General features: G+C 45.9%; 14 protein-coding genes and 1 pseudogene. 2 read left to right on the top strand and 13 right to left on the bottom strand.

Annotated elements, in window-relative coordinates; genetic code table 11:
- Positions 1 to 95: 95 nt before the first annotated feature.
- Together EKG38_RS09775 and EKG38_RS09770 are read left to right on the top strand one after the other, a co-directional pair.
- A complete protein-coding gene (locus EKG38_RS09775; protein WP_126520068.1) occupies positions 96 to 917 on the top strand; it encodes a hypothetical protein in 822 nt (273 codons plus the stop codon).
- Positions 918 to 1,645: 728 nt separating this feature from the next.
- The gene (locus EKG38_RS09770) at positions 1,646 to 1,912 is read left to right on the top strand and encodes a type 2 periplasmic-binding domain-containing protein (protein ID WP_126520067.1); all 267 of its coding nucleotides are present in this window, start codon (positions 1,646 to 1,648) and stop codon (positions 1,910 to 1,912) included.
- A 229-nt stretch (positions 1,913 to 2,141) separates the two neighbouring features.
- On the opposite strand, the gene trpB is transcribed toward EKG38_RS09770, so the two are convergent.
- From trpB to caiC, 13 genes and pseudogenes are all read right to left on the bottom strand, one after another.
- A complete protein-coding gene (gene trpB / locus EKG38_RS09765; RefSeq protein WP_126520066.1) occupies positions 2,142 to 3,344 on the bottom strand; it encodes a tryptophan synthase subunit beta in 1,203 nt (400 codons plus the stop codon).
- A gap of 346 nt (positions 3,345 to 3,690) precedes the next feature.
- Positions 3,691 to 4,335 carry an outer membrane beta-barrel protein gene (locus tag EKG38_RS09760; protein WP_126520065.1) on the bottom strand — a complete coding sequence of 215 codons (645 nt, stop codon included), beginning with the start codon at positions 4,333 to 4,335 and terminating at the stop codon, positions 3,691 to 3,693.
- Between the two features lie 444 nt (positions 4,336 to 4,779).
- Positions 4,780 to 5,169: pseudogene (locus EKG38_RS09755) on the bottom strand (TonB-dependent receptor plug domain-containing protein); the annotation flags it as partial.
- Between the two features lie 47 nt (positions 5,170 to 5,216).
- Complete coding sequence (locus tag EKG38_RS09750) at positions 5,217 to 8,075, bottom strand: sensor domain-containing protein (RefSeq protein WP_126520064.1); 2,859 nt, start codon at positions 8,073 to 8,075, stop codon at positions 5,217 to 5,219.
- Between the two features lie 503 nt (positions 8,076 to 8,578).
- A complete protein-coding gene (locus EKG38_RS09745; RefSeq protein WP_439332650.1) occupies positions 8,579 to 11,125 on the bottom strand; it encodes a TonB-dependent receptor plug domain-containing protein in 2,547 nt (848 codons plus the stop codon).
- A 390-nt stretch (positions 11,126 to 11,515) separates the two neighbouring features.
- The gene (locus EKG38_RS09740) at positions 11,516 to 12,058 is read right to left on the bottom strand and encodes a hypothetical protein (RefSeq protein WP_126520063.1); all 543 of its coding nucleotides are present in this window, start codon (positions 12,056 to 12,058) and stop codon (positions 11,516 to 11,518) included.
- Positions 12,059 to 12,382: 324 nt separating this feature from the next.
- Entirely contained in the window at positions 12,383 to 14,689 is a 2,307-nt protein-coding gene (locus EKG38_RS09735) for a penicillin acylase family protein (RefSeq protein WP_126520062.1), read from the bottom strand.
- A gap of 413 nt (positions 14,690 to 15,102) precedes the next feature.
- Positions 15,103 to 15,999 (bottom strand): LysR substrate-binding domain-containing protein, encoded by an 897-nt coding sequence (locus tag EKG38_RS09730; RefSeq protein ID WP_126520061.1) that lies wholly within the window; start codon positions 15,997 to 15,999, stop codon positions 15,103 to 15,105.
- Positions 16,000 to 16,463: 464 nt separating this feature from the next.
- The gene (lipP1, locus tag EKG38_RS09725) at positions 16,464 to 17,414 is read right to left on the bottom strand and encodes a LipP1 family hormone-sensitive lipase (protein WP_126520060.1); all 951 of its coding nucleotides are present in this window, start codon (positions 17,412 to 17,414) and stop codon (positions 16,464 to 16,466) included.
- 336 nt (positions 17,415 to 17,750) lie between these two features.
- Positions 17,751 to 18,341 (bottom strand): carnitine operon protein CaiE, encoded by a 591-nt coding sequence (gene caiE, locus EKG38_RS09720; RefSeq protein WP_126520059.1) that lies wholly within the window; start codon positions 18,339 to 18,341, stop codon positions 17,751 to 17,753.
- A gap of 329 nt (positions 18,342 to 18,670) precedes the next feature.
- Positions 18,671 to 19,522, bottom strand: a complete 852-nt coding sequence (locus EKG38_RS09715) for a MaoC/PaaZ C-terminal domain-containing protein (protein ID WP_126520058.1) — start codon at positions 19,520 to 19,522, stop codon at positions 18,671 to 18,673.
- Positions 19,523 to 19,704: 182 nt separating this feature from the next.
- Positions 19,705 to 20,490: a crotonobetainyl-CoA hydratase gene (gene caiD, locus EKG38_RS09710; RefSeq protein WP_126520057.1), complete on the bottom strand. Its 786-nt coding sequence runs from the start codon at positions 20,488 to 20,490 to the stop codon at positions 19,705 to 19,707.
- A gap of 71 nt (positions 20,491 to 20,561) precedes the next feature.
- Complete coding sequence (gene caiC, locus EKG38_RS09705; protein ID WP_126520056.1) at positions 20,562 to 22,115, bottom strand: crotonobetaine/carnitine-CoA ligase; 1,554 nt, start codon at positions 22,113 to 22,115, stop codon at positions 20,562 to 20,564.
- Positions 22,116 to 22,121 lie beyond the last annotated feature (6 nt).

The raw sequence follows: 22,121 nt of genomic DNA, 5'->3' as shown, positions 1-22,121 counted from the left end.
TTATGCCTGAATTTAAGTGTTGAAAGTGTAGTTCTGACTTGCGCTTCATACCTAATATTTTGGCTGAACACGTCAAGTTTTATGAGAGGAAGTATATGAGTCTTATCCACACTAATGATTCTTTTAGTTCAACTATCCCAGTGTTGCCCAATGAGATAGCGCAAGAGCAGAAATACGCGCCTGTTAGAGTCAAGTTGCAAACCTGTAAGCTTTACCCCCTATGGTTAACCTTATTCTGCGCGCTATTTACTCTGAGCAATCAAGCCGAGGCAGATGATTCGATGCTTCATTTGGCGGCCATAGATTCTCAGGCTTATGCAGTGAGCGATTATTCCGAGGCTTATGCTTCCTCTACCACTCACAGCGAGCCGGCACTCTTTACTCGTCACACAGAAATAGACATTAGCCGCTATGTGAATTCATTGATTAATGACTCTTTCTTTAGTGAATCAGCGCTTCGCAACTCTTTAGCCAGTAGCTTTTTATTTAATAACTCCGCGTTTACAGGCAGTGAACAAGGTTCAAACTGGAAAGTGGCATTTGAAGGGGTTGAGCTTGGGGGAGCGCAATCGTCATTGATGGCTAACGCTTTCTTTGGTGAGGAGGCCAGCTACATCAATCGCTTAATCGATGAATCCTATCAATATCTTGGGTGGGGCACTAAGGTCGGCAAGAGAATAGTACTGTCACCTAATTTTACGACGCTTATTCATGCCGGTGCGTTTAACTGGGAACAGTCACGCTCTACACTAGGCTCTGTAGATTCGGGACAACAAAGCGGTATATCCCCCTATGGTGGGATAGAGCTCAATTATCAAGTCACTAGAACTTCGGAAGTGCAGCTAAAATGGACCCATTTTGAGCTGAATGAAACCCAGCTAGACCAGTTTGGGATTTACTTTAGCCATAGATTCTAACTAAGTTTTTTAGCTGATGTTTCAAACTAACTACTTCACCTACTGCTTGATCTGCTCCTTGATCCGCTCCCTGTTCCGATTACTTGTTCTTCGCCCACTAATTTCCCCCAGACTCAACACCGCATCAACAAATCAAGTATGAGGATTAGAAATAAGCTAGCAATATGAGTTAGCAGTAATAGTGCACTTGGATGTTGATCTCGGCAGGTGTTTTGCTAGAGCGAGCCCAGAGATGGATTAGCAGATCTGGGCAGGCTCGGCACTTTGCGCCTTTAACCCGTGGCACACTTGAGTGTTGTTTGCTTCTTCACTCCTTAAGCGCAAACGAGTATGCCTTTTATGAGATAGTGTTTTGACATAATGGCGGTAAACATCTGCTCGGTTTTCGTAAAGTGAGGGACGAACTTATACGGAATCTAAGGCTCTTTTGACCTGCTGGATCACGGATATCTCGTTCCTCGATTCCGGCGTGACGACTCGTCGACTCATCATGATTTATGTGAAAGAGAACGAGTTGTTAACTTCTGGATTTTAACTAAAAACAGAAAGCCATCGAACATCAAAAATGCCGACGGCTTTTTTATTTGAACCGACTGTATTTGAATCGACTTTATTTGAACCGACTGTATTTGAATCGACTTTATTTGAATCGAACCGCTGAATATCTCTTAGCTGACTTTTGAGCAGTCCTTGTCGGGCCATCGACTCAACGCGGGAGGCTATCTATCATGAAGAAAGTATCCCAAACCAGCCTATCTGTATTCATCAGCAAACCAAAATTCCGGCAAGAATGCCCCTCTATGATTTTAGATATGGATTTCTCCGATGATCTAATCAACTTAGGTAAAGAATCCATAGATATCGCGATTCGGGCAGGAAATGCTCCACAGGAACGTGTGGTAGCTAAGCAACTTTCCAACGGGGAGTTTAAGTTGGTTGCTACGCCAAAACCCAAACTTAAATTTTTTCCTCTTGTATCAACAAGCAAAGTATAAAATCCCCAAAATTAAGCTCTGTGTCGATTTTATTACTCGACATCTTGGCTAGCCCCTATAGAGTATAAAACACAGGCTATGCAACATGTTTAAGAGGAAACATTTTCGGTGTCTTCGGGCTGTTATTACTATGAGATGAGTAGAAAACAGAAAGGGACGAAGTGAACACTTCATCCCTTTAGCTAATGTTACAAATCCAGTAGTCAGATCTTATTGAAAAAGCCTGCAGTTAAAGACCAAGCTTGTCGGCTACATAGTCGGCGTCTTTATCACCCCGGCCAGACAGGTTGACTAAGATTTGCGTCTCTTTTGGTAGCTTGGCGGCTTCTCGCATCGCCCAAGCCACGGCGTGGGCACTCTCCAGAGCCGGAATAATCCCCTCGACCCGCGACAGTGTCATAAAGGCATCTAAGCACTCTTCATCGGTGACTGAATCATACTCTGCACGCTCAATATCTTTGAGATAACAGTGCTGGGGGCCGACTCCCGGGTAATCTAAGCCAGAGGCAATCGAGTGAACCGGCAGTGGCTCACCCGCTTCATCTTGCAATACGTAGCATTTAAAGCCATGAATGGCGCCCGGCGTGCCCAAAGTGAGGGTAGCCGAATGCTCTGTGGTATCCAGCCCTTTGCCGGCAGGTTCGACGCCGACAATTTTCACCTCGCTGTCATCCAAAAATGCGGTGAACAGGCCGATGGCGTTCGAGCCGCCCCCCACACAGGCGGTGATGATATCGGGAAGTTTATTGAATTTTTGTTGGAACTGCTCTCTGGCCTCACGACCGATAATGCTTTGGAAGTCGCGTACCATCTTAGGGAAAGGATGAGGACCCACCACAGAGCCGATGGCATAGAGATAATCTTTCGGATTCTTCAGGTATTCCACAAAGGCGCTGTCGACAGCATCTTTTAAGGTGGCTGTACCTTGAGTGACTGGTACCAGCTTACAGCCTAAGATTTTCATCTTAGTGACATTAGGGTGCTCTTTTTCTATATCGACCTGACCCATATGAATTTCACAGGGGATCCCCACAAGGGCGCAGGCTGTGGCGAGGGCGACACCATGTTGGCCGGCGCCGGTTTCGGCAATCACCTTCTTCTTGTTCATGTATTTGGCGAGCAGTGCTTCACCCAGGCAGTGATTGATCTTGTGGGCGCCGGTGTGATTAAGGTCTTCACGCTTGAGATAGATCTGCGCGCCGCCGAGTTTATCGCTTAAGCGTTTGGCATGATAGATGGGGCTTGGACGGCCCACATAGTCCTGGAACAGCTGCATCAGCTCATCCTGGAAGCCTTGAGTCTGTCGAATCTCTTCGTAGGCTTGATTAATCGCATCCATCGCACTCTTTAGCTCAGGCGGAATAATCTGCCCGCCATACTCACCAAAAAAGCCTTGATTGTCGGGCATGGGGGCGAATTCGAACTTGCTCATAGGACCTCTCTATACTTCTGTATTTATTGCTACTTTGACATTAATTGGGTTCGTTTTTGATACACCCGATCAATATATAACAGAGTCAAGGAGAGGCCAATAGCAATTAGTATAACTATGAAGTAGAGGGGGTCTACGCGGCTAAAATGAATTTAGGCCAGATAAAGCTCTGCAGTGACATTCTGTGCAGTATCTGGCCTGGTTAAGTGCCAATAAACAGTGTTGGGGGGCTTAAGTGTATTAGCTATTGTTGTGCAGTGAACATAGTTAGGCTGCCACACAAAAACACAGATCTATTGTCTGTGCCATAAACCTCTTGGTAATGAAGGCCTACAAAAACGCCTTGTTAAAACGAATAACTAATGGTTAGAACACCTACTTTAGTCTGCACTTTATCTGCACCTAAGTACTTATAATCCAACCCAATCCCAAAACCATTAAATGCTTGGAATTTAATGCCTAATCCAGCGGCTAAATCTACACCAATATCGTCTCTGGATGGCGGAATAATGTCTGTATACCTGCCATCCTCATAATCCAGATCATAACGGTTGAATCCAACCTTGGTATATATGGCCCAGCGCTGAGATATCGGGTAGGTATATTGTGCTGTGATGTAAATATTATCTACTCTGGTTATATCGACATAACGTGCTTCAGAGCCTCCGTTTAACGGAGTACAGATAATGCAAAATCCTGAAGATGTTTCCTGATATCCAACGGCTACAGCCCAGTTGTTATCGATGTGAAATTGATAAAAATACTCTTCTGAAAAGCTAATACTATCACTATCGGGATCTCCTGGAACGTAATCAACCTCCATCGTTCCTGAAAGCATACCGAATCCTATCCCTAAGGTATGGGTTTTATTGAAGCTGGTTTTGGTGCTGTTTTTGATATCTTCTTTAGTATTATTGTTGATATTGCCATCATCTGCAAAGCATGTATTGGACAACAAGATACAGAACAGAATTGAATAGAGCTTTTTCATTAAAATTCCTTTTTAATTATTATGATACGACTTGATAAGTAGCCACAGAAACCAGTTCGAGTCATAGGTTCCGTCATTCAGACCTGTTTACTTTCCCAGCAACAAGTTACACTACCTAAAAATGGTTATATTTCAAGCAACAACAACTTTAATCACCGACCATTTTAACAATTTGCCAACAAGATCACTTTCTTCAACATAGATGATAATTTCTACAGCATTTTTGGACCGAAAATTATTGAAACTTGGGGTGGTCTTCACTGGATTCCCGCCCAAAACACCGCGGGAATAACAAAGATAAAAAGCATTGGGGAGTGACGGTAGTAGGAACATAACGGAAGCGATTAATTACAACTCACTTAATCAGCATTGAACCATTCAAAAAAAGCCATCGAGTCTCCTCGATGGCTTTTATCTAGACAGGGGTCACCCCCTTAGCTGAATCTAGAAACTAAAGTTAACTTTTGCCGTGTATGTCGTGCCGTCGAAGCCGTAAGGCAGTGCACGTACCGGGTACTGAAAGACCTGATTGGTGATGAAATCGAGCGATTCATTCGCCCCCAGCTCATCTGGGGTGACATCGAAGATGTTATTGATGCCCGCAGAGACGCTCAAGGATTCGGTAAACTGGTATTCCAGATTGATATCCACCAGCACGGCGGCTTCCACTACGCTGGTCGGCAGGAACGAGCCCGTTGGCGATAACTCATCGGGAAGGCCGATATGGTCGTTACCGAAGTAAGTCACGTTGGTTTCACCGAAGTAGTTGGCCCTTAGCATACTGCGCCAATCATTCTTGCTGTAATCGAAGGTTAAGGTCGCACGCTCTTGCGGTTAGTCACAGCCAACTAACATGGGTGGCTAATTTTCAGCTTCTTTCATCACACATGAGGACTAAACTCTCGCCATGCATCATCTGGCTTCCAGTTAACCGACCACTCTGGAATGTCCTTAGCCATCATGGGTCTCGCAATGCCATAGCCTTGCGCTAATTCACAGCCCGTTTGTAATAGTGCAGTGCCATGCGCGATGGTCTCGACCCCCTCCGCACACACTTTATGTTTGAATGACTTAGCCAAGTTCACAACCCCCTCAACAATCGCCAGATCATCTGGTGTCGTCAGCATATCGAGCACAAAGGTTTGGTCTATCTTAATCAAACTCGCCGGCAATCGTCTTAGATAAGTCAGTGAAGAGTAGCCCGTACCAAAGTCATCTAAAGCAAAGGTCACCCCCAGTTCAATACAGGCGAGCATGGTTGCCGAGACCTGCATTACATCGTCTATCAAACTCGTTTCAAGTACTTCTATTTCCAAAGAGCTCGGAGCAACCTCCGGGTGTGCTGCCAGTAGTGCTGCCAAGCGAGTGACAAAGCCATCATGTTGTAGTTGAAGTGCGCTAACGTTAACACTGACAGGAATATCCAACCCCAGCGCTTGCCATGCCGCGATTTGACCCAGTGCGGTGTCAATGACCCACTCGCCGACCTCAATGCTAATAACATGATTCTCAATTGCAGGTAAAAACTCGTTAGGTCCAACTAAACCACGCTCAGGGGAGAGCCATCGAATTAAGGCTTCAGCACCAATAATTGCTCCCGTCCTCATATTGACCTTGGGCTGGTAATACAGCACAAATTCACTTTGATCCAAAGCCTTGCGCATACTCTGCAAATCATCATGCCGAATCTGCATCGCAATATTTTGTGCAGTGTCAAACAAGTGATAGCAGTTCTTACCCTCATGCTTTGCTACATACATGGCTTGGTCTGCATGACGCAGGAGTTGGTCTGCATCTATGCCATCTTGTGGGTAAATGGCGACCCCCATACTGGCAGAGACTTTCAGCATAATTCCCTCCACAGTCACTGAGCCAGAGGCAGCCTCTAACAGCCTTTCCAATACAGGTTCACAATCCTCACCCTTTTCGATATCCATCAGCACGGCGACAAACTCATCACCACCTATTCGTGCCAGCGTATCGATATCGCGTAAAGCCTCCTTCAGGCGACGTGAGATAACAATTAACAATTTATCACCGACGTCGTGACCGTAAGCGTCATTCACATCTTTGAATTTATCTAAATCAAGAAAAACGACCGCTAAGGATGACTTCCGTCGCCGGACTTGCACCATGGATTGCGTTAGACGATCAGCCAATAGTGTGCGGTTTGGCAAGTTGGTTAACGTATCATAATGAGCAATGCGTTCCAGCTGTTCCTGATGATCTTTAATCGCTGTGATGTCGTTGAATAGGGCGACGTAGTTTTGCACCTTGCCGGTAGCATCGAGTACCGCGCTGATAGTAAGCATCTCTGGATAGATCTCGTCATTCTTACGCTTGTTCCAAATCTCACCAGTCCAATGTCCATCCGCTTGAAGAGTGTCCCACATCTCTTTATAGAACTCAGGCGAATGCCGTCCGGATTGAAGGACCCGCGGATTCAGCCCTATCACCTCATCGCGCGCGTAGCCTGTAATAGCGCTAAAAGCATCATTAACTTCGATGATGACTCCTGAGGTGTCCGTGATGGTGATGCCTTGGTTTGTGTGGGTAAATACGCTGGCGGCATGTTTTAGCTTTAGTTCTGCTTGCTTGCTCTCGGTAATATCTAGAATCAGTGATGTCACACCGATGACTTCACCGTTCACACCCACGATCGGGGTGCTATACCATTCACAAATGATGGTCCTGCCATCTTTTGTAATGTTTTCATTTGAACTTCTGGTGCATTTCATCTCTTTAAACAATGCCTTATCGATCTTATTGATATCATCTCTAATTTCTTCAGGCACCAATATATCTAATAGAGAATGACCAATAACTTCGTCAGGGGAGTATCCGAATATCTTCTCGGCTGATTTGTTCCACTCGATACAATTTAAATTGCTATCCCATGAGATGCACCCAAGCGGGGTATTCTGAACATGATGGGAGAGCATCGCCGTACTTTCCTGTAATGCCGTCGCAGCTTTGTTGCGCTCTGTGACATCCCGGATAAACCCAACGTAGCCCAAAATTTGGTCATCAAGAGTTCTAATAACAATCCTACTGGTTTCACCTACAATGATACTGCCGTCCTTGTGCCGATAGTTCGCTTCATAAGGCGTGACTTTCTCTTTCGCTGCCAGATTGAAATGAATACGACCTTGTCGCTCATACTCTTCATCACTCTCATAAATTATTGATGCTGTTTTCCCCGCCAGCTCATCAACACCATAGCCAAGCATTGATTCAAAACCTTGATTTATTGATATAATTTTCCGTTCTGAATCGGCAAAGATACAACTATCGGTAACGCCATTAAAAATAGAATTAAACAAATTTTCGTTATTGACTGATGCGCTTTTTGCTACATGAAGAGCGAGCAATGCTTCTTTACGCTCATGAATATCTCTTGGTACCCAGCGCTTGATGAGAAGCAAGATGACTAGAACGCCAGCAAAAATGTTGATTAGCTTCGGAATAATGAGCAAAGCGGGTTGTGATAGCAGATCGGCAATACTCTTAGGTATCAGTCCGTACAGCGAGTTGAAATACAATCCGAAATAGACACTTTCAACGATGGTCCTGAAGGCATCAATGGCAAGGATGATAAGGAGAACCGTAACCGTTCTGCTTACAGCCCCATCAACAGCTTTTAACTGTCTGAGTTTTAGCAGATAAATACCGATAATAACCACCCATAAAGTAGCTAATACCCAGTACGATATAGGTGTAATGAGTTTGAAAATATCCATTTTTCTCTAATAGACTCTCTGGCTGCCCAACGAGGTTAATCGCCGTCAGGAAAATAATAAGCTGGATTTAAGATATGCGACCCTAAGTGACCAGCAAATAACGGCCCACATAGTAAATTAACCGTACGGTATGTTTCGTGTTTTCAATCACTAAACTGGTATTTCAAATAATCCTTAATGCAAATATGTTAACGAATTGTCATTTTGGAACCATTTCCAAGCTGTGATTCACCCCCTAAAGCGGGCGGTTATGCAGACTAGCTAACGCGCTGATAAGAAAACAATTAAAATAATCATTAACCTGAAATAACTAGGCTAACTGTATGCTCCTTCAGAAAACCACTAAGGAAAGAACGATAAACACAACATTGAGCAACAAAGGTATTAGCTTGTAACGCCCAATCTCTGTTCGAAACAATTCAAAGCAAAAAGCCATCGAGTCTCCTCGATGGCTTTTATCACGACGGGGGTTCCCCCCCTTAAGTTAACCTCCAGTAAGTAACCTAGAAGCTAAAGTTAACTTTTGCCGTGTAGGTCGTGCCATCGAAACCGTAAGGCAGTGCGCGCACCGGGTACTGAAAGGCCTGATTGGTAATGAAATCGAGCGATTCATTCGCCCCCAGCTCATCTGGGGTGACATCGAAGATGTTATTGATGCCCGCTGAGACGCTCAAGGATTCGGTGAACTGGTATTCCAGATTTATATCCACCAGCACGGCGGCTTCCACTACGCTGGTTGGCAGGAACGAGCCCGTTGGCGATAACTCATCGGGCAGACCGATATGGTCGTTACCGAAGTAAGTGACGTTGGTTTCACCGAAGTAGTTGGCTCTAAGCATACCGCGCCAATCATTTTTGCTGTAATCGAAGGTTAAGGTCGCACGCTGTTTCGGCTGTCCATCGGTTAAGAAGCTACGCTGAAGATCGTCCAGCGCCACATCCTCCGGGATCCCGTCTGCCGTATTCACACTATCGATCTCTGTTTCATTAAGGTTCCCTGCCAGCGTGGCATTGAAATCGCCCTCAAACAGGGAGGCTTGATAGGTCACAATCAGATCGAGCCCTTGCGTCGTCGAGTTGACCGAGTTTGAGAAGTAGTTAGCTTGATCGGCGCCTGTCGCATTCAGTGCCGCCACCGCGTCAGGGCTAAAGGCCACGTCATCGGCCGAGAGCAGGCTGCCCAAGGTGATCCTGTCTTTAATCTTGACCTTGTACGCATCTAAGGTCACCGAGATCTCCTCGGTCGCATTGAAGACGAAGCCCAGACTTAGGTTTTCGGAGGTTTCAAGCTCTAAGTTGTCGACCCCTAAGGCCGACGGGAAATCTGAGCCTGCGGTGGCTGTAAATGAGTCAGACAACACACCACCCGGACCTAAGTTGGTGGTGTAGGCCGTGTAGGCACTTTGCTGCAAGGATGGCGCCCTGAAGCCGGTAGACACCGCGCCGCGAAGGGCAAAGTCATCGGTCACTTCATAGCGGGATGAGACTTTCCACACCAGATCGCTGCCCGCATCGGAGAACTCCTCGAATCGAGCCGCCGTGCCCAGAGACCAGGTATCAGTTAACTGGGTTTCGAGATCCAGATAGAAGGCATAACTGTTACGGTCGGCCTGACCTGCGGCATCGGGCCTCAAGCCTGGGTATGCCTGAAATCCACACCCTGCATAGACATCCGGATCCATGACCGACGGAAAGGCGCTATCGGCATTAGAGATACCGCAGGAATATGATGCCAATTCACCGGCAACAATTTCATAGTTTTCGGTGCGGTATTCGGTGCCAAACGCAACATAGAGCGGGGCATCGCGACCTATCTCGACAAAGCCTGAGACATCGGCATTAAATGTGGTCTGGTCGAAACGAAAACCACCGGAATAACCCGATGTAGGCCCGGAGTTGGCCGCGATATCTTCATCAGTAGCGCCAGAGTTGTTGTATAGATACTCGGCCGCATAAGAAGCGTTGATGCTATCTCTGGAATCGAAGTCATAACGATTTTGACCATAAACACCCGAGACATCGAACTGCCAATCATCGTTGATATCGCCGCGTACGCCCGCGGCGACTGAGATATCCTGTGCTTCATTATAGATACGCGGCAGGAAGCCATCCGGATACACCTGAGCTATGTTTTTAGCCGCTTCATCGAAGTTACGCCAGAAGCCATTACCCAGCGCCGTACGGTTAGAGTAGCCGCCAAAAGAGTAGAGTTCGACATCGCCCACCGGCATCATGGCATTATAAAAAACCGATTCAAACTCGGAAGCGGCGTTACCTTGTCCCCAACGAACATCATCGGACAGGGTCCCCGGTGCTATGGTGGATGAACCGCCAATATCGGGCTGGGCACGGTTAGTCCCGTCGGCATCGCGATACTCGAATGACAAATTGATAAAGCCGCCATCATCACCGAGATCGAATCCGGTATTGAGTCCTATAGAATAGTTGTCACCATCCCCTTCACCCGTCGTGCCACCTTGCAGGTAACCGGAAGTCTCACCTGTGATGTCTTTGAGTGATAAGTTAATCACTCCGGCGATGGCGTCTGAGCCATATTGCGCCGCGGCGCCATCACGCAGTACTTGCACATCTTTCAGGGCAATAAGCGGGATAGCATTCATGTCAGTACCCGCAGCGCCTGCGCCAACGGTGCCATTGAGGCCGAAAATAGCTTGGTTATGACGACGCTTACCGTTAATCAGCACTAAAGTTTGGTCGGGCTGGAGTCCGCGCAGCGTTGCCGGGCGAAACAGATCGGAGCCGTCTGAGACTTGAGTTCGGCTGAAGTTAAATGAGGGAACACTCGCCTGCAGGCTCTGACCCAATTCGGTAAAGCCACCACGGCTTAGGCTTTCGGCACTGATAATATCGACGGGAACAGCTGACTCAGTCGCCGTACGGCTCGATACCCGGCTTCCAAGTACGGACATTTTTTCTACGTTCGCATCGATTTGTGTTACTTCGGATGTTTCCGCGTAAAGGTTTGAGCTTGTTAAAGCTAAGGCGATGGCCAGCGCTAATCCATCTGGTTGAAATCTTGTGTTCATCATACTGCTTCCATTTTTATTATAAGGTCTCTGGCATCGCGCTCTTTATCCCATCAGTTCTGAAGACTGCTTTAGATAAATAGTTTCCGTGTTGCAATTTCACGAAACTCGACTACACCAGACAATATTTATGCACTTTTAATGGATACAATGTCAATGGATTTGTTAATGAGATGACAAATATTATCGACAAAATTAACATCTATACCTTGCCGCATCTCTTTAAAAGGGAGAACCTTGCACTTAGGAAGATGAATAGTTATTTACCGCTCGCATTAACGAGCAACAGACGAAAGCAAGGGGGAAGACCGTAAGTAAGCGTGTGAAACAGACTGAATATTGGTTTTGAGGATTACGACTTTGGCTTCAGTTCGCTCAGGAAGAAAGTCGTGTTTATGATCGAACTGGTGAGTTCGTACTCCCCTGATGCGCCTGCTGTGATCTCTCTTGGGCATTGTGGAGTTCGACCCCATCACTGGCCACTTCGAGGGCGACGTTACAGCTGGCAGGTGATTGGTCTACCTTCTCACAACGGTTGAGTTCGAGTGTAAAGGCTTTCTTGTCGATAGCTTGGGCAAGCTTAGCGCAGCTCATAGGATGTTCATTTTCCTCGCGAAAGTACAAGCGTTGCCTGTTCCCCTCACCTTCCCCCTCGTCATTGGCGATCAGGTACTCCCAGTCGTCACCCCAGGAATCAATACGAAATCGATGGGCGCCGGAATCGGTAAACACCGTGATTTGAGGTCCAACCTTAACGCCGTATTCCAGATGGTTAGTGGCGTATACTCGCAGATAACAGGTAAATAAAACGTCATCACTGTCTTGAGAGCTAAACTCAGACTCTGAAACCGCATCCAGTTGAAATGAGACATCTTTGTCACAACCTGATAATGCAACAGCACTCAAGATGAGTGCAGTAATCCAGGTGTTCTTCATCGCGCTGCCGACTCTAATGTAATTATTTGTATCCAAGCTTAACAGAGTCTGATTTCATATTTTAAATCATTGCACTTACTTACAAAGTAGCGGGCAAGAGAAAGCACCTTTAAACATCCCTTTCTTAGCCGATAAATTTGAAAAGAATACTAAATACGAATATCTATTCACCACAAGTGTTCAAACGAAGATGTTTTGTCTGACACAAATAATTTTCAAGCAGACGCAAAACCTCAACAGATCGACAGAAACTGACAATGTAAAGCGGTTAAAAGTGGTTTATTAGCAATCTCTTTGCCCAACAAACCGTCAGGCTATAGGGCGTTATCGAACCGGTGTGATAACAATCCTTTGTAATACCTCATCCGGTAGCAAAGGCGTGGATTCCTGCTTTGCATACTCATCGAATCCAGCTCGGTAATAATCAGATAACGGATGGCCCGACTGACCACCGGGGATAGTCATTATGGCATTTTCCTCGGCTCCGGGTTGTACGATAAAACGCTGTGAGGCGCCAAAAGAGCTGCGCTGCACGGCTGGCATAAAGGTGTCACCGAAGGCCTCTATTTCAGGCATATCTAACCATGAACTGAGTATTGGCAACTGCTTACTGAATGGGTGCTGGATCTTCAGGGCATTAACCTTGCCCCAGCTCAGGTCAGCCAGATCATCATAGTCACTATGAAGACTCAAGAGCTCAGCCGTTGCGTATTGATAACTATCGATAGCAAAGTCATCCCAACTTTCATAACCATCGGCTAACCAGGTTTCAGGTCTCTCCTCGATTAACTGCCACATTCCAGGTTCCAGATAACGTTTAACCACCGAAAGAGATAGATGATGTTTGCCTAAACCTGTCTCGATTGGTGCAAAGCTGGCATCGATTAGCCTCGCCCTGAAATGCCGGACTAAGGTGTAGCCTACCGAGCCTGAGCAGGCGCATGCTTGCCAGTCTCGAAGATACTGAATATCTTTTGCAAAACGCTTAGGTTGGGTCGAGAGCAGCTCAAGCAGATAGCCGTGCCAAGGCTTTAAAAACTCCGCACGATTATCCAGCTGTAACCGATAAAATGCGGCTTCATCGAAATGAGAGTTCGCCTGTAAATTATCGCGAATTTGCATCGCACGCGCACCGAGCGCATATCCGCCATCACCAAATCTGGCTTGTTCGCTCGACGACATCACCCGTGCATTGGCACTCCAAAGACGGTCATTTTCAGGGTTGAGCACACAGGGAAGCGACGTTTCGTCAAGGTTCCACCCTTTGGCTTGGAACTCTGAGGCATCTTGAGCGACATCTGATGGATTAGTACGTGATGGGATCGCCCCGGTAGGTTTCCATGCGGCGTTGCCCTGCCCGTCCACGATCATCATGTTTTGTACCGGGATCCCAACTGTTGTCGCCACCTCCAGACCATCGGCCACATCTGTTGCCGTCTCCAGTCCCATCAAGTCCATATCGACCGCATAGTCTTTATGGGCCACCCAGCTCAGCGCATATCTCTGTCCGCCAACAGTGCGAACCGGTCCATATTGAGACATCTCGATACGATATTCATGGTGCTTGCCATCGGGGAGTGGGATCTGTTCAGTCTCAAATACAGTGGGTTCATCGGCGGCTAACGTTATCCAGTCGGCCGTGTCGATATAGGCGTTAGTAAATCCCCAGGCAAGTTTATTATTACTGCCGATCACAATGACCGGCGCACCGGGCAGGGAGACCCCAGTGACCTGCACACTCTCTTTGATTATCGGGTTAGGGTAATTAAGCTGAGCACGGTACCAGATGATAGGTACAGCAAATGAGAGGTGCATATCATCCGATAACATGGCGCGTCCCGACTCGGTTAGCGCCCCGGTTACCGCCCAGTTATTGCTGCCGATATCCAGGGGTTCTTCAATCGTTTGATTGACTGCACTCGCCATCAATTCGGGAGAGATATTCGGAATACTGACATCTTCCATGGGGAGAATACTGGCATCGAGCGCCGCTTGAAAGGAGCTTGGCTGAGTAATAAACGCCAACATCTCCTCACCATAAACTCGTTTAATCTGCTCTAACACCAGGTCACGCTTAACCGTATTAGCCTGCAGGTCCAGATACATACTATAGATGACCAACAGACTATCGGCAGGTTTCCATGGAGAGGGAGTCGCACCAGTGAGAAGGTATTCAAATGAATACACGGGCATGGATTTTAAGGCTTCATTGACGCCATAAGCATAGGATTGCAACAATAACTTTTCGGTTACCGGCATCTTGGCAACTGTGTTTTCTGCATGTTTTCTGAACTGATGAAAACGGCGAGATTCATCCAGCTTTAACGCCTTTTCACCAAATATTTCCGAGAGCTCGCCCGCGGAGTTTCGTCTAAGCAGGTCCATCTGAAAAAAACGGTCCTGACCATGGGCATAACCTAATGCAAATGCCACATCACGGCGATTATCGCCGCTCACAATCGCAGTACCTAATCGGTCTCGTTCAATCTTAACATCAGACGCAATGCCCCCGCTCTCCCATTGACCCGACAACTTAGGTAAACTCAGGTGAAGCCCAAGGTAGATGCCCGTTGCGGCGAGAAAAGTGAGTGTTAAGGCTCCGAGCAGGAATATTCTTATTATTCTAAACATTAACTAACGCCATGATTAACAGATGCTTTTGTCTATCATAGCGAAAGTTACTTAGATGTTAAATACAAAAAGAGCAAAAAATCAGCAGTAAATGACTTAATACCAATCCTACTAAATATGTGATCTTTCAGCGGGAGTTCAAAGCGCTGTAGGCAAGGCGGATGCTTGAAGCTAATAGTTATTCTATATCGAAAGCATCTAACGCAGCATAAAGGGCTTTGAAACCCGCACTATGTGAGCCTCTCAGGCATTCCACTTCAGCGTTGCATTGACTTAAAAGGGAATAACCATTTCCTCATCAATGCGCCTTGAGTTGAAAAGCCTGAATGGCTCTGAACTCATCACCTATTTAGTGAGATTGGTATGATATTCACACACGACGCATGCGCTGAATGCTCAATCATGACCCTCTTTTAGTTAGCACCGGTCACTCTGGGGTATTTATCACAGATCCAATCAACGATTTTCATGATCCTGGCATCGCGCTGCTTCGATGCCTTATAAGCTATCGAATAATTAAAACCTGAATAACATGAAGGGAGATCTAATTTCACCAGATTACCGGATTCAATTTCGACTCTTAAGGTTTGTTCAACTCCCAGTACAATACCTTCTCCATATATAGCGGCTTGAACGGCAAGCATATTATGATTGAACACTAACTTCTTCTGAGTCGAACTCATTTCGACACCGTTATCCCTGAACCAGCTATCCCAATCCAGGCCATAATCTTTATGTTTGGAAAATAGCAAACAGTGCTCGTGTAAATTTTGCGTGGTAATTTCTTTCGACTTTTCAAGATATTCAGGACTACAAAATGCAATAAGCGTCTCTTTAATTAGCGGTTTAAAAACATAACCATCTTGAGACTCCCGAGTCACGATAAATATATCGGCAATCATATCGCTCATTTCAATGTCATTTTGAAACATGCCGACGTTAATATTGAGCTCAGGATATTGCCTTCTTAACTTCTCCATATTCGGAACCAACCATCTGGCCGCGAGAGAAGTATAAGAGTGCACCCTGACCTCACCAGACATAGTCGGGACCAGACTGGCACAGACACTATTTAAATCATAAAAAACGGGGGACAGTCTCTGCCGAAGCTCAAGGCCTGCCTCGGTCAGGTTGATTTTTCCTGCATTTCGATAAAATAGCTTCTCTAAGAAGTAATCTTCCAGCTGTTTAATCTGTTGAGACACTGCACTTTGAGTAATACTCAATTCATTAGCAGCAAGAGAGCAACTTTCTAATCTTGCACAAGACTCAAAAATCTGAAGCGCTCTTAACGGAATGTTATTATTCATAATTAGCTACATATCGAAATACCTTACAGAAGGTTACCATAAGCTTTTACTTAAAATATGTAATGAGGCGCACAATAAAGTGTTACATCTTAGTTAAATAGGGTGGGATTTTTTAATTATAAGACCGGGCTCACAAACGTTTGCAATAACGTGAACACCAATATAAAGATAAATGTTATTGCAAATGAACATAGCGATTTAATTGTGAAAAGAAATATAATTATAAATAAAAATGTGAATAAAATTATAACCATAAGTTCAACACATAAGCTAACTCAATTAGATTGTTAAAACAATATCGACAGTTTACAGACTATCACTCTAATAAAAATATTGTTCACACACTGATAACTTGAACGTTATTACCAGTTAGTTACAAAAACGGCCAACTGAATTCAGTTGACCGTTAATACATAGATGCTTAATTAAGCAATCAAGGTTCACTTGATATACACGATATTGAACTAACCGATTATTGCACTCAGGTCTTCGCTAACCTCATAGAGAAACTCATCGGCTTGATCGAACACACCCAACATCTTAATGAAACCGTGAATGACGCCGTCATACATCTTATGTTTTACCGGTACGCCACATGCCTGAAGTTTTTGTGCATAATGACAGCCATCGTCACACAAGGGATCATATTCGGCGGTATAGATGAAAGTCGGTGGCAACCCACTATGGTCGGCAGCATCGAGGGGCGAGCAGTAGGGATTTTTTCCATCGGCTTCGCTACGTATATAATGATTCCAGTAATATTTCATACTGGCTTGCTGCAGTAGATAACCTTCGGCGTTGGCGACAGCCGAAGGAGTATGCCACCCGTATTGTACAGCCGGATAGACTAAAACCTGATAAGCCAACTTAGGACCATTTTCATCGCGCAGGCGCAAACACACTGCGGCGGCAAGATTACCACCGGCACTGTCACCTAAAATACCAATTCTATTCACATCCAAACCAAGTTGAGATGCGTACTCGAACACCCATTGCGTCGAGGCATAACAATCATCCATAGGGATAGGAAACTTGTGCTCCGGTGCCTTCTGGTAATTAATTGCAATGACCACGGTTCCGGTGCGATTAGCCAGCGCACGGCTGAACGAATCATTGGTTTCAATGTTAGATACTACCCAGCCGCTGCCATGAATAAAGACAAGCCCGGGCTGCAACTCCGCCGAGTCTTCAACGCCTTCGGGACGATAGATACGAATAGGCAGATCCGCCGTCGGCCCCGGGATAAATCTATGCTCAACGGCAGAAACACTTTCCGGTTTACGGCTTGGTGTTGCTGTGGCTAATGCGGCTAGATCTTCACGTCTGGACTGTGCCGGCGTCACATCTTCATAAGCTGGGGCACCCGAGTCACGCACCTCTTGCAAAAACTGTTCAACTTTTGGATCGAGCGGCATGCTCCTCTCCTTATCTAAAATGTATGCTATTCAAATTATACGCATTGGCAAAATTTGCCTGTCGTGTCGATTCTCTGCGATTCTTACTTGAACAATAAAAGGGTATGCCGCCTGACAATCACTAACAGCAACAGAATCAAATGATGTGGGGATTGATAATCATCAATTGAACCTGTTGAAATAGAGCAGATGAGTAATCAAACTCGTCAGGCGGCATGGAAACTATGACGCTTCGATAAGCGTATAACCTTATTCAAACTGGCCAGAGTTAAAACTAGCCAGAGTTCAAACCAGCCAAAGCCCAAACCAACCAAAGATCAACCGGCCTGCTTTACACTAACTTTTCGGCTGTACTTCGGTTGACCCAGTTAAGCGTGGACGATTTGCCTCAATCTGAGTCAGCGGCTCGACCTCTTGCATTGATCTCGACGAGCGACCCGCTAATAGCTGATACTCCAGGGTATTTAATCCTTTCCAATGCAAATCCTGGTCCGATACCTGGCGAACTACCTTAGCGGGCGAGCCAAGTAGGAGCTGCCGTGGCGCCCCTTTAAAGCCTCCTTTTACAAAGCTCATTGCACCGACGATGCTATCACGCTCAATCACTGCGCCATCCATCACCACCGCGTTCATGCCGACGAGGGCATTTCGCTTAATCACACAACCATGCAAGATGGCGCCGTGACCGATATGACCGTCTTGCTCAACCACGGTATCCATACCGGCGTAACCATGCATGATGCAGCCATCTTGCAGATTGGAGCCTTTCTCTAAAATCAACCGGCCATAATCACCACGCAGCGACGCATTTGGTCCGATATAGACATCGGCGCCAACGATCACATCACCGATTAATACCGCAGTCGGATGAACATACGCACTGGGATCCACCACAGGCACTAAGCCTTCAAATTCATAACAAGCCATTAAAATTTCTCATTTTTCTATTATACATTTAGCCGGGCTCGTCAATTTTGCCATCGGCTTAAGCCTTCACTCTTTCAAAACCATAACAGGGCATTAAAATCACTCAATTTATAACAGGGTATTTAAATTACTTTGTTTCGTTATCCAAGAAATTAGCGGTTAACTCTCTGACTTAAAGCGCAAAGAATTAACGGATACTTTCTCTTATACCAATGAGTTAAAAATTTGGTGAGCTCGGAATATCGAGGGGTCTTCGATATTGATCGGGATCATTGAGCTCACCATAAAAACGTATATCAGGTTATTTCTATTCGACTAATTCCACTCGACTAATTCCACTCGACCAAGCCAAAGTTCAGATAGACCATCTCCGGGTCGTTTGCATCCACCATTCTGAAATGAATGCAGTTATCGTCCCACTTCCATATTTGGGTCTTCACTGTGCTACCCGGATATAATGATTTTGTGAGACGGGTCTTAAAACGGGTTAAGCGTTCAGGTTCGCCGGGAAACATCGCCTGAATAATGTGGCGACAGGCAACACCGGCCGTGCTCACGCCATGTAGGTTCGGCTTAGGGTGACCAAATTCCCGGGCATACTCCCAATCGACATGTTGGGGATGGTCGTCGCCGGATAGTCGATAGATAAGCGCCTGATTCAGCGGGATAGCTTGTTCAATTTCAAAGTCCGGCGCCCGCTCCGGCATCTCTACGATGTCTCTGGGCGCCTTGGGACCACCGAAACCACCGTCATAGAGGGCGCAATCCCAGCTCTCATTAGTAAAGAGTTTAGTGCCGGCTTCATCGAAGGTTTCGCCTATATGCTGAGCCAGGCAGCCGCGGCCTTCACCACGGTCGAACAGGCCTTTTAGCAATACTTTGGTACTCAACTTACCGGGATGCCTTGGTAATGGCTGATGAATATGCAGATCGAATCCCCAGTGCAGTGAGCCGCCCCACTCGAAACCGTAATCTATGGTCTTGGTCACTTCGGCGTCGACAATTTGGATTGCCGCAAACATAGGTAATACTTTTAAATTCTTTTCATACACATAGTCTAAATCTGTTTTTCCGTCGCAAGCCGCACCGCAACCCAGTGCAAACAGCATGACATCCCTTTCGGTATATTCATTAATAAACGGACCATAAGTCTGTCCCTGCATCTCTAACTTTAACGCCATTTGAAACTCCTTTTACCTACCAAGACTAACATCTGATATTTTGAAGAGTGGTCCCTTCAGAGACTCTCTAAAAAGCACATAGGATATGGATACAACAAGATGAAACTAAGATTTGAACGGATAACTGTGGGACCGGGAGCACCAGATCCCACAGATTTGTACTAAGGCAATTAATCGTTAGATTATCGGCCTTTCCAAACAGGATCGCGCTTCTCAGAAAAGGCCAGAGGTCCCTCTGAAGCATCTTCTGAACGCAATACTGACGGATAGTTTTTCAAGCTTGCGGTGCGGATATGGCGATAACCCTCTTCTACCGATAGCTCACTGGTTTCACGATAGATCTCTTTAATTGCGGCAATGGCCAAAGGTGCACCTTGAGCTATTTGCTGAGCCAATTCACGTGCCGTCTCCATCAATTTATCGCTTTCAACCACACGGTTAACGACGCCCCAACGCAATGCTTCTTCGGCGTCCATACCGCGGCCAGTCATCATCAATTCATTGACAATGGCAGGTGGCAACAATTTTGGCAGACGTAACATTCCGCCGCTGTCCGGTACAATGCCTAACTTGGCTTCAGGTAGAGCAAAGCTGGCGTTTTCAGAACAAACAATCATGTCTGCAGCTAGTGCAAGTTCAAAACCGCCACCGAACGCATAACCGTTCACCGCGGCGATAACTGGCTTGTCCAGATCGAAGATCTCGGTCAATCCTGCAAAACCGCCAGGACCAAAATCTGCATCCGGTGCTTCACCTTCTGCCGCAGCTTTCAGATCCCAACCTGCAGAGAAGAAACGTGCACCGGCACCGGTAATAATGGCGACGCGCATTTCAGGATCTTCACGAAATGCCAGGAAGACTTCACCCATCTCAAAACTTGTTTTTGCATCGATGGCATTCGCCTTGGGTCTGTCCAAGGTAATTTCTAAAATGCTGCCATTTCGGGTGACGTGTAATGATTCGCTCATGCTAATACTCCATTCGGAGCCATCAAAGATGACTCTCATTAAAAGATTAATTCACTCAATTCAACTTAAAGTCACGCAAGAAGTTTCTTGTCTATTTTACAAGTACAGGTTCTTGGGAATGACTCTCTTATTTCAACGAAAGATGGAACTTTAAACTTCGCCATATTTTCAGAACAATAATTTAGAATTTCATCGATACTCAAAGACACTCCCTCATTAAAAATAACGAAGGCTTTAACCGCTTCATCACGAATATGATCGGGTACGCCGATAACTGCTGCATCCAAAATATCGGGATGCGACATAAGAGCTTTTTCAATTTCACTGCTTGAAATATTCTCTCCGGAGCGTTTAATCATATTTGTCTTTCTATCGACAAAATAAAATAACCCTCTCTCATCGACATAACCTTTATCGCCGGTACAGAGCCAACCGTCGGCTGTCAGAACCTTCGCCGTCGCTTCGGGGTCCTTATAGTAACCCTTGAGTATGGTTCTCCCGGGAACACCTTTGACTCGCAGATCACCGACGACATTAGGCAAAACTTCATCGCCATTTTCGTCCGTAATTTTGGCCTCATAGGATAGTCCGGGCCTGCCGATAGACGGCCAGTGACGCTCTTCACCTGGCGTGTCGCCAATCAGGCCGACTAAGGTCTCTGTCATACCATATGAATTAAACAGTTCAACCTTGAATCGCGTTTCGAAATCTACCTTTTCTTGATCTGAAATATGCATAAAAAACAACATATCACGCAGACAATGCTCACGTTCATTGGGCATAACGGGCTGCAACATCAGGGTCCGAACTATCATCGGCATGCTGTGGGTGATAGTGGCCCTGTAATCGCAAACCTGCTTCCAGAACTTACGCGCACTGTACTTCTCAAGCATGACCAGACGCGCACCAACAGTAAACGCTGCCATAGCCGCATTACACTGAAAATCGATATGAAAGCTGGGCATCATAGTCAGATAGGTGTCGTCGGCTCTCAAGTTTGTTTGCCAGGCCGTGTAATAGCCCGCAAACAGTAAATTACAGTGAGTGATCTCCACGCCCTTAGGTCTGGAAGTCGTACCTGAAGTACATAAAATTTCGACCACATCGTCACTGCTTAATGGCACCATCTTCTCTAGCTGAGTAGACTGTTGGCTCAAAAGCAGATCGAAATTAATGGCACCCGATACTTCTGTACTTGCCGCCCTTGTCACTAAGATATTATTTATTGAATTATCGTCATCCTGCTCTATTCTTTTAAAGGTAGGCAGAAACTCCTCTTCAATAACCACCGCTTTCACATCACATTTATTGATGATGTATTTACATTCCCCATAGACATATTGTGTATTAATAGGAACGATAACGGCGCCAATTTTTGCTAATCCAAACCAACAGAATATAAATTGAGGGCTGTTATATAACTGTACGGCTACTTTATCCCCCTTATTGATACCTAATTGAAGGAATAGATTTGCAGCCTTGTTAATTTCATTATTCAGTGCACTATAAGTTAACTCTCGGACATCGCCAGCAGCATCCTCAAAAACTAACGCTGTGTTATCACTATATTTACGCGCACGCTCTTCCCACATGCATCTTATTGTTTTGCTACCAACGATATCCATTATCAA

It is taken from the genome of Shewanella canadensis (assembly GCF_003966225.1).
Lineage (GTDB): Bacteria > Pseudomonadota > Gammaproteobacteria > Enterobacterales > Shewanellaceae > Shewanella > Shewanella canadensis.
The sequence above is the reverse complement of the archived record's forward strand: the minus strand, read 5'-3'. Positions and strand labels throughout refer to the sequence as shown.

What these genes read in the sequence shown, in the direction of transcription:
- EKG38_RS09775 (WP_126520068.1), top strand. Translation starts at nt 96, where the DNA reads ATGAGTCTTATCCACACTAATGATTCTTTTAGTTCAACTATCCCAGTG.
- caiC (WP_126520056.1), bottom strand. Translation starts at nt 22,115, where the DNA reads ATGGATATCGTTGGTAGCAAAACAATAAGATGCATGTGGGAAGAGCGT.
- EKG38_RS09750 (WP_126520064.1), bottom strand. Translation starts at nt 8,075, where the DNA reads ATGGATATTTTCAAACTCATTACACCTATATCGTACTGGGTATTAGCT.
- caiE (WP_126520059.1), bottom strand. Translation starts at nt 18,341, where the DNA reads ATGGCTTGTTATGAATTTGAAGGCTTAGTGCCTGTGGTGGATCCCAGT.
- caiD (WP_126520057.1), bottom strand. Translation starts at nt 20,490, where the DNA reads ATGAGCGAATCATTACACGTCACCCGAAATGGCAGCATTTTAGAAATT.
- EKG38_RS09735 (WP_126520062.1), bottom strand. Translation starts at nt 14,689, where the DNA reads ATGTTTAGAATAATAAGAATATTCCTGCTCGGAGCCTTAACACTCACT.
- EKG38_RS09770 (WP_126520067.1), top strand. Translation starts at nt 1,646, where the DNA reads ATGAAGAAAGTATCCCAAACCAGCCTATCTGTATTCATCAGCAAACCA.
- lipP1 (WP_126520060.1), bottom strand. Translation starts at nt 17,414, where the DNA reads ATGCCGCTCGATCCAAAAGTTGAACAGTTTTTGCAAGAGGTGCGTGAC.
- EKG38_RS09715 (WP_126520058.1), bottom strand. Translation starts at nt 19,522, where the DNA reads ATGGCGTTAAAGTTAGAGATGCAGGGACAGACTTATGGTCCGTTTATT.
- EKG38_RS09730 (WP_126520061.1), bottom strand. Translation starts at nt 15,999, where the DNA reads ATGAATAATAACATTCCGTTAAGAGCGCTTCAGATTTTTGAGTCTTGT.
- trpB (WP_126520066.1), bottom strand. Translation starts at nt 3,344, where the DNA reads ATGAGCAAGTTCGAATTCGCCCCCATGCCCGACAATCAAGGCTTTTTT.
- EKG38_RS09740 (WP_126520063.1), bottom strand. Translation starts at nt 12,058, where the DNA reads ATGAAGAACACCTGGATTACTGCACTCATCTTGAGTGCTGTTGCATTA.
- EKG38_RS09745 (WP_439332650.1), bottom strand. Translation starts at nt 11,125, where the DNA reads ATGATGAACACAAGATTTCAACCAGATGGATTAGCGCTGGCCATCGCC.
- EKG38_RS09760 (WP_126520065.1), bottom strand. Translation starts at nt 4,335, where the DNA reads ATGAAAAAGCTCTATTCAATTCTGTTCTGTATCTTGTTGTCCAATACA.